Origin of the sequence: Nonomuraea mesophila, from assembly GCF_004352805.1 — a bacterium.
GTDB classification, from domain to species: domain Bacteria; phylum Actinomycetota; class Actinomycetes; order Streptosporangiales; family Streptosporangiaceae; genus Nonomuraea; species Nonomuraea longispora.
This window is the reverse complement of sequence record NZ_SMLD01000274.1, coordinates 1-7459: the sequence shown is the minus strand read 5'-3', so window position 1 is coordinate 7459 and position 7459 is coordinate 1. Positions and strand designations below refer to the sequence as shown.

7 protein-coding genes are annotated in these 7459 nt (G+C 70.9%); 2 read left to right on the top strand and 5 right to left on the bottom strand.

The window, feature by feature from the left end; all coding sequences use genetic code 11:
* Window positions 1-88 precede the first annotated feature (88 nt).
* The gene (gene sppA / locus E1295_RS46020) at window positions 89-1786 is read left to right on the top strand and encodes a signal peptide peptidase SppA (RefSeq protein WP_132641406.1); all 1698 of its coding nucleotides are present in this window, start codon (window positions 89-91) and stop codon (window positions 1784-1786) included.
* Between the two features lie 16 nt (window positions 1787-1802).
* On the opposite strand, the gene E1295_RS46015 is transcribed toward sppA, so the two are convergent.
* From E1295_RS46015 to E1295_RS45995, 5 genes are all read right to left on the bottom strand, one after another.
* Window positions 1803-2285, bottom strand: a complete 483-nt coding sequence (locus E1295_RS46015) for a flavin reductase family protein (RefSeq protein ID WP_132641404.1) — start codon at window positions 2283-2285, stop codon at window positions 1803-1805.
* 40 nt (window positions 2286-2325) lie between these two features.
* Entirely contained in the window at window positions 2326-3246 is a 921-nt protein-coding gene (locus tag E1295_RS46010; RefSeq protein ID WP_132641402.1) for an ABC transporter substrate-binding protein, read from the bottom strand.
* 382 nt (window positions 3247-3628) lie between these two features.
* Window positions 3629-4321 (bottom strand): ABC transporter permease, encoded by a 693-nt coding sequence (locus tag E1295_RS46005; protein WP_132641400.1) that lies wholly within the window; start codon window positions 4319-4321, stop codon window positions 3629-3631.
* Window positions 4318-4998 carry an ABC transporter permease gene (locus E1295_RS46000; protein WP_132641398.1) on the bottom strand — a complete coding sequence of 227 codons (681 nt, stop codon included), beginning with the start codon at window positions 4996-4998 and terminating at the stop codon, window positions 4318-4320. Before E1295_RS46000 ends, E1295_RS46005 begins: the two co-directional genes overlap by 4 nt.
* Window positions 4991-6052 (bottom strand): ABC transporter ATP-binding protein, encoded by a 1062-nt coding sequence (locus E1295_RS45995; protein ID WP_132641396.1) that lies wholly within the window; start codon window positions 6050-6052, stop codon window positions 4991-4993. The genes E1295_RS46000 and E1295_RS45995 overlap by 8 nt, the downstream gene beginning before the upstream one ends.
* A 266-nt stretch (window positions 6053-6318) precedes the next feature.
* On the opposite strand from E1295_RS45995, the gene E1295_RS45990 reads away from it, so the two are divergent.
* A partial coding sequence (locus E1295_RS45990) for an RNA polymerase sigma factor (RefSeq protein ID WP_220449238.1) occupies window positions 6319-7459 on the top strand: 1141 nt, incomplete at its 3' end.

Here is a 7459-nt window from a genome sequence, read left to right as displayed (position 1 = left end):
GCGGCCGGGGGCCGGGGGCCGGGGGCGTGGACCCGGCCGCCACACCTTCTCAGCGCGTTTCGGATGGTGTCGCTTTAGGGTGGCTTTCATGGACGCAGGCAAGGCGATCTTCGAAACCGTCGACAAGCTTCGCCAACGGCGCACCGCCCCGCTGGTGCTGGAGCTCGACCTCACCGAGGGCCTCACGGAAGGCCCACCGTCGGACCCGCTCAGCATGGTCCTGTCGATGCGCAAGCCACGCCTGTCCGACGTCCTGTCGGGGCTCCGGCGGGCCAGGCAGGACTCCAGGGTCAAGGGGCTGGTCGTCAAGATCGGGGGCAGCCCGATGGGGCTGGCCATGGTGCAGGATCTGCGGCAGGCGGTGACCGAGTTCCGCGCCTCCGGCAAGCCGGCCGTGGCGTTCGCCGAGACGTTCGGCGAGTTCGGCGGCGGCACCGTGCCCTACTACCTGGCCACCGCCTTCGAGCGTGTCTACCTGCAGCCGAGCGGCGACGTCGGGCTGACCGGGGTGGCGGTGGAGCAGCGCTTCGTCAAGGGCACGCTGTCCAAGCTGGGCGTCGGCTACGAAGTGGGGCAGCGGCACGAGTACAAAACCGCCGCCAACACCTTCACCCAGGACCACATGACCGAGGCGCACCGCGAGTCCATCGGCCGCATCGTGGAGTCGGTCACCGAGAGCCTGGTCGCGGGCATCGCCGAGGGGCGCAGGCTCGACCCCGGCAAGGTGCGCGAGCTGTTCGACCGGGGCCCGTTCACCTCCGCCGAGGCGCTGGAGGAGGGGCTGGTCGACGAGCTGGCCTACCGCGACGAGGTCTACGACGAGGTCAAGCGGTCCGCGGGCGCCGAGGCCCACCTGCTGTACGTCACCCGCTACGCCAAGGGCGCCGCCGTACGCAAGCTGCCGCAGCCGATGTCCGACGGGGTCGCGCTGGTCCACGGCCACGGCATGATCAGGTCCGGCCGGAGCGGGCGCAGCCCGCTCGGCGGGGGCGGGGCGATGGGCTCCGACACGATCAGCGCCGCGCTGCGGGCGGCCAGGCGCGACGAGCAGGTCAAGGCCGTGGTGTTCCGGGTCGACAGCCCGGGAGGCTCCTACGTCGCCAGCGACACGGTCTGGCGGGAGGTGACGCTGACGCGCAAGGTCAAGCCGGTGATCGTGTCGATGGGCGACGTGGCGGCCTCCGGCGGCTACTTCGTGTCGATGGCCGCCGACGTGATCGTGGCGCAGCCGGGCACGCTGACGGGCTCGATCGGGGTCTACGGCGGCAAGGCCGTGCTCACCGAGCTGTTCGAGAAGATCGGGATGAACACCGAGCTCGTGGGCAGCGGCGCCAACGCCGGGATGTTCTCCTCGTCGCGCGGCTTCTCCCCCGAGCAGTGGGAGCGGATCAACGCCTGGCTCGACCGGATCTACGACGACTTCGTGGGCAAGGTGGCCAAGAGCCGCGACCTGACCCGCGAGCGCGCCCACGAGCTGGCCAGGGGCCGGGTGTGGACCGGCGCCGACGCGCAGGCGAACGGCCTGGTCGACGAGCTGGGCGGGCTGGAGCACGCGCTGGCCCTGGCGCGCGGGCGGGCGGGGCTGGCCGACGACGCGCCGGTGCGCCTCTATCCCCGGCTCAACCCGCTGGAGCGCCTGCGCGGTCCCGACTCGAGCGAGGACAAGTCGGCCGCGCTGGCCAGGCTCCGCGTGGACGCCTGGGGCCCGCTGGCCCGGCTCTCCGCCGAGCTGGGCCTGCCCGCCACGGGCCCGCTCATCCTGCCTTCGTGGTACGTCATCCGCTGACGGCGGGGCGCGGCCGTCACGCGCCGACCGCGCGGTAGCGACCGCGGAGCCGTACGAGGGGCTGCCGGTCGGGCTCGACGTAGTCGACGGCGAGGACGGTGGCGACGTAGAGGGTGTGGTCGCCGGCCGGCACCACCTTGGTGGTCTCGGCCTCCAGCGCGGCCACTCCTCCCTCCACCACCAGCGCCTGCGTGTGCGGCCCCCGGTGGTGCGGCGTGCCGGCCACCAGCAGGCGGGCGCTGGGCCGTCCGGGGGTGGCGAACCTGCTGGCGATGGCCGCCTGCCCCGACGACAGCAGTGACGCGGCCCAGCGGTCCTGGCGCAGCAGCACCTCGTTGAGGTAGCTGCGGCTGCCCAGGCTCACCAGGACGAGCGGCGGATCCAGCGAGACGGACATGAGCGCCGAGATGGTGGCGCCCAGATCGTCGCGCCCGTCGCGTACGGTCACCACCGCCACGCCGGCCGCGAGCTGCGCCATCGCCTCCGTGAACTCGCTCACCGCGAGGACCCCCGGCGTCCGGCGGCCCTCGCGGCGGGCGTCAGCCCAGGCCGTTGGAGGTCAGCCATTCCTTGGCCACCATGGCGGGCTCGTCCTTGTTGACGGAGATCTTCTGCATCATCTCCAGCAGCGACTCGGTGGTCAGCTTGGCGGAGATGCCGTTGAGCGTCGTGCGGATCGTGTCGGAGGCGGACGCCTTGTGGAGCAGCGGCGTCACGTTCTGGGCCGGGAAGATGTTCTTGGTGTCCTCGAGCGGCACCAGGTTGTTGGCGGCGATCTTGGGGTCGGTGCTGAAGACGTTGCCGACCTGGATCGTGCCGTCCTTCAGCGCGTCGGCCGTGGTGGGCCCGGTGGGCTTCCACTCCTTGAACTCGACCCCGTAGACGTCCTTGAACCGCTTCTCCCACCGCTTCTTGAACTCGGGCGGGCCGCCGACGATCATGCTCGTGGAGACCTTGGCGAGGTCGTCCATGGTGGTGAGCGACTGCTTGGTCTGGGTGTCCTTGGTGATGGACAGGGTGTCCTTGTCCTCGGCGGGCGAGGAGTCGAGCACCTCCAGCTCGGCGGGCAGCTTCTCCTTCAGCGCCGTGTTCACCTCGTCGGTGGTGGCGGCCGTGGCGGCCTGGTCGATGAAGGCGAGCAGGTTGCCGTTGTATTCCGGCACGATGGTCAGGCCGCCGCTCTTGACCTGGTCATAGACGGCCTCGCGGCTGCCGATGCGCGGCTTCTCCTCCACCTGCACGCCCTTGGCCTCGAGGGCCTGGGCGTAGATCGAGGCGAGCAGCACGCTCTCGTCGAAGTCGAACGATCCGATGACGGCCTTCCCCCCGCCCGAGGCCGAACCGCTGGGGGCCGCGCTCGTGGTGTCGAGCGGGTTGCCAGCGCTGCCGCCGCCACCGCAGGCGGCCAGCGTGAGCACCGCTGACACCAGCACCGCCGCGGTGCCGAACATGCGTCTCATCAGATACCTCCGAGGAAACCCCCGCCTTCAGACGGGGGAGGAATCGGACCCCTGCGGAGCAGGACAGGGATAGCCGATTCGCCGCCAGGCGAACCGGCGTCAAAACGCCGCACGACATCGCACGGTTCGGTAGTGTGTTCGACGGTGGTGATGACCAAGCCACCGGACGAATGATCAGAAGCACCCTCGCCGCAGGGCTTGCGGAGAGGTGAAACGCCTGTGGAGCTGGTGTAAGACCTCAACGAGAGTTCCCTTTCCCGGGCGGGCGACCGGCGGTGAAGCAGGAAGGCCAGTCGGCGACGGCTGGAATCCCGGTCCTTGCAGGGCCGGGAGGATGTCAAGTTGCTTTCCCTTCTCAAAGCGCGGCAGGTAATTCAGGAGGCTATCGAACAATCACTCGCCGGCTCACTCCCGGCGAGACCGTCACCCTCTGCGCGAGCGTGAACAGGAGCTGCACCACGAGCGCGAACAGCACAATCAATACCGAACCACCGACGACGCTCGCGTAATCCTTGGTCGCGAAACCGTCGATCACGTAACGTCCGAGCCCGCCGAGCCCGGTGTACGCCGCGACCGTCGTGGTGGCCACGACCTGGATCGCCGACAGCCGGCAGCCCAGCAGGATCAGCGGCAGGGCGACCGGGACCAGCACCCGCCCGAGCACCTGCGGGCCGCGCAGGCCCATCCCGTACGCCGCGTCGCGCAGGTCGGGATCGACCCCCTTGATGCCCTCGAAGGTGTTGACCAGGATCGGCGGCACCGACAGCAGCACGAGCGGAATGATCACCGGCCAGATCGACGCCGTGCCGAGCAGCAGCACGAACATCACCAGCAGCCCCAGCGTCGGCAGCGCCCGCGCCAGGTTCGCCGAGATGACGACCAGCACCTCTCCCCGGCCCGTGTGCCCGATCACCAGCCCCAGCGGCACGGCCACCAGCACGGCCAGCAGCAGCGCCAGCGCCGAGAACTCCAGGTGTTCGAGCAGCCGCATGGGGATCCCGCCGGGCCCCGACCAGTTGTCGCCGTTGCCGAAGAACTCCCCCATCCAGGCGAAGAACGAGATCAGCCAGTTCACGACGCGGCCCCTTTCCGCGCGCGTACCCACGGGGTGAGCAGCCGCTGCGCCAGGACCAGCAGGCCGTCGGCGATCAGGGCCAGCAGCACGATCAGCACGATGCCGACGATCACCGGCGGCATGAACGGGTTCTGGTACGCCCGGGTGAACAGCCCGCCGAGGCCGCCCTGCCCGATCAGCGCGCCCACGCTGACCAGGCTGATGCTGGAGACCGCGACCACCCGCAGGCCGGCCAGCACCACCGGCACCGCGATCGGCAGCTCCACCGCCAGCAGCCGGCGCCGCGGCGTGAAGCCCATCGCGACGGCCGACTGGCGCACGTGGTCGGGCACCGAGTCCAGCCCGCCGACCACGGCTGGCAGGAGGACGGCCACGCCGTAGAAGGCGAGGGGGATGATCACCGTGGTCTGCGTCAGCCCGGTCACCGAGATCAGCAGCATGAAGACCGGCAGCGACGGCAGCGCGTAGACGACGTTCATCAGGCCGGAGGCGGGCTGGTAGAGCCAGCGCCAGCGCACACAGGCCAGGCCCAGCGGCAGCGCCACGACCAGCGCGAGCAGGATCGGCACGAGCGACATGGTGAGGTGGTCGAGGAGCAGGTCCTTGATACTGCCCGCCCGGCCGGTGTCCCAGTTGCGCCCGATCCACTCCCAGAGGGAAGGAGGACCGTCACCCATCCGCGGCCTCCGCCAGCGCCTCGTCCAGCGCCTCCCTGGTGGCCACGCCGACGACCTTGCCCTCGTCGTCCACGGCCACCGAGCAGCCCGACGGCGACAGCAGCGCCGCGTCGAGGGCCGAGCGCATCGAGTCGCGGCCGTACAGGAACGTCCCGAACGGCTCCAGCTCGCCGGGACGGGCGCCGGCGACCCATCCGACCGGCCCGCCCTGCTCGTCCACCACCAGCAGCCACGGCTCCTCCGACGAGCCGCCCTCGCCGCCCTGCCGGACCGTCAGGTCGGTACGCAGCCGCAACCCCTCCGTGGAGACGAACTGCAGCCGCCTGATCCCCCTGTCGTGGCCGAGGAACTCGCGCACGAAGTCGTCGGACGGCTGCGACAACAACGTCTTGGGCGCGGCCAGCTGCGCGAGCCTGCCGCCGACGCGCAGCACCGCCACCTTGTCGCCGAGCTTGATGGCCTCGTCGATGTCGTGCGTGACGAACACGATGGTCTTGTTCAGCTCGCTCTGGAGCCTGAGCAGCTCCTCCTGCAGGCTCGTACGCACCACGGGGTCGACCGCGCTGAACGGCTCGTCCATGAGCAGGACGGGCGGGTCGGCGGCCAGCGCCCTGGCCACGCCCACGCGCTGCTGCTGCCCGCCCGACAGCTGGAACGGGTAGCGGCCGGCCATCCCCGCGTCGAGCCCGACACGTTCGAGCAGCTCCATGGCCCTGCCGCGGGCCTTCTTCCGGTCCCAGCCGAGGAGGTAGGGGACGGTGGCGATGTTGTCGACGATCTTCCGGTGCGGGAACAGCCCGGCCTGCTGGATGACGTACCCGATGCCGCGGCGCAGCGTCGGGGGGTCGATGCTCTGGACCGGCACGCCGTCGAGGAGGATCCGCCCCTCCGAGGCGTCGATCATGCGATTGATCATCCGGAGGGAGGTCGTCTTGCCGCAGCCCGAGGGCCCGACGAGTACGGTGATCTCGCCTGTGGGAGCCTCCAGGGTGAGGTCGTCCACGGCGACCGTTCCGTCCGGGAAACGTTTGGTGACAGCGTCGAATGTGATCACGCGCGAACTTTCGCTCCGTGGGCTTCTGGCAGGGGTCGCAGCCCCCTGCCACGACCGCCGCATGATCTCTTGGACCCACAGACTACGGCGGTCCGTGCCGCTCTGTCCTCATAGGGGCGGGCTTAAGCGTTTCACTGACCAGGGATATTTACACGAAATCTGCATCTGGTAGTGCGCCGGACCATCAGGATTGGCATGATTACCACAACAATCTCCTGACGCGCACCCTCACCCTCAGCGTCGGCACACAGCAAGAGGATCGGCCCGTGTCCCAGCCGCTCACCGATCAGCGCCCACGCGCCGAACTGATCGCAGAGCTCTACGACCGTCATGCCGCCGGGCTGTTCGCGTACTGCGCTGACCAGCTCGGCGACCTCGGTTCAGCGTCCGATGTCCTGGCGGCCGTGCTCACCGCAGTCCCGGTCTCCCAACCTCCCCGCGCCGCCCTTTACGCGTTCGCCCGCCGCGAGATCCACCGGCGCGACATCGTCTACTCCCCTCCCGCCGTCGACCCGCTCATCGACCCGGCCACCGCGCTCGTCGAGCGCGCCCTGCGCGAGCTGCGGCCCCACCAGCGCGAGGTGCTGGTGCTGTGCGCGGTGTGCGGGCTGAGCAAGGCCGAGCTCGCGTGGGTGCTGGACATCGCGCCCGACACCACTGACGAGCTCATGGTGGCGGCCGCCAACCGGTTCAGGGAGTCGCTCGGCTCGGCCCTGGCCTCGACCGGGGTCCGCGTGCCCAAGCCGGTGGCCGACGTCTACGGCGCGCTGCACGTGGCGCCGCTGAACGACGTGCTCGGCCGGCTGCCGTGGCCCGAGCCGCCCGGCGCGCTGCGCATCCACTTCGCCGGCTCCCGCTCCGCGGCTCCCGGCCCGCTGTTCGTGAAGCCGCGCTGGCCCAGCCCGCCGATGTGGCCGCAGCCGCCGGCCGACGACGACCCCGCCACCAGTACGGTGATCTTCCCCGCCGAGCTGCTGACGCCGCCGTCGACGTCGCAGGTGCCGGAGCACGACGCGACCACCGCCCCGATGCCGAAATACCGCGAGGCCACGGACGACCACCACCGGCTGCGCGACCCGCTCGGCTCCATCCGGCCGCTCAGAGACCCGCTCGGCGGCCCCTGGGCGTCCGCCTCACCGGCGGAGGAACGGCCGTTCTTCATGGCCGCTCCCGAACCCGGCGGTCCCGGGCCGTTCGCGACGGGCGACGTGATCCTGCCCAAGGACGCGCCCGACCCGTACATGACGGGGGACGTCCTCGTCCACAAGGGGCCGGCCCGCCGGGTGCCGCCGCCGTCGCGCGGGGAGGACGACGCCAGGGAGGCGGCTCCGCTGTTCCGGCCGCGCGCCAGGAGCGGCGCAACCCCCACCGCACGACCGGCCGCCGCCCCCGCGCCCTGCCCACCGT

What these genes read in the sequence shown, in the direction of transcription:
- sppA (WP_132641406.1), top strand. Translation starts at nt 89, where the DNA reads ATGGACGCAGGCAAGGCGATCTTCGAAACCGTCGACAAGCTTCGCCAA.
- E1295_RS46010 (WP_132641402.1), bottom strand. Translation starts at nt 3,246, where the DNA reads ATGAGACGCATGTTCGGCACCGCGGCGGTGCTGGTGTCAGCGGTGCTC.
- E1295_RS46000 (WP_132641398.1), bottom strand. Translation starts at nt 4,998, where the DNA reads ATGGGTGACGGTCCTCCTTCCCTCTGGGAGTGGATCGGGCGCAACTGG.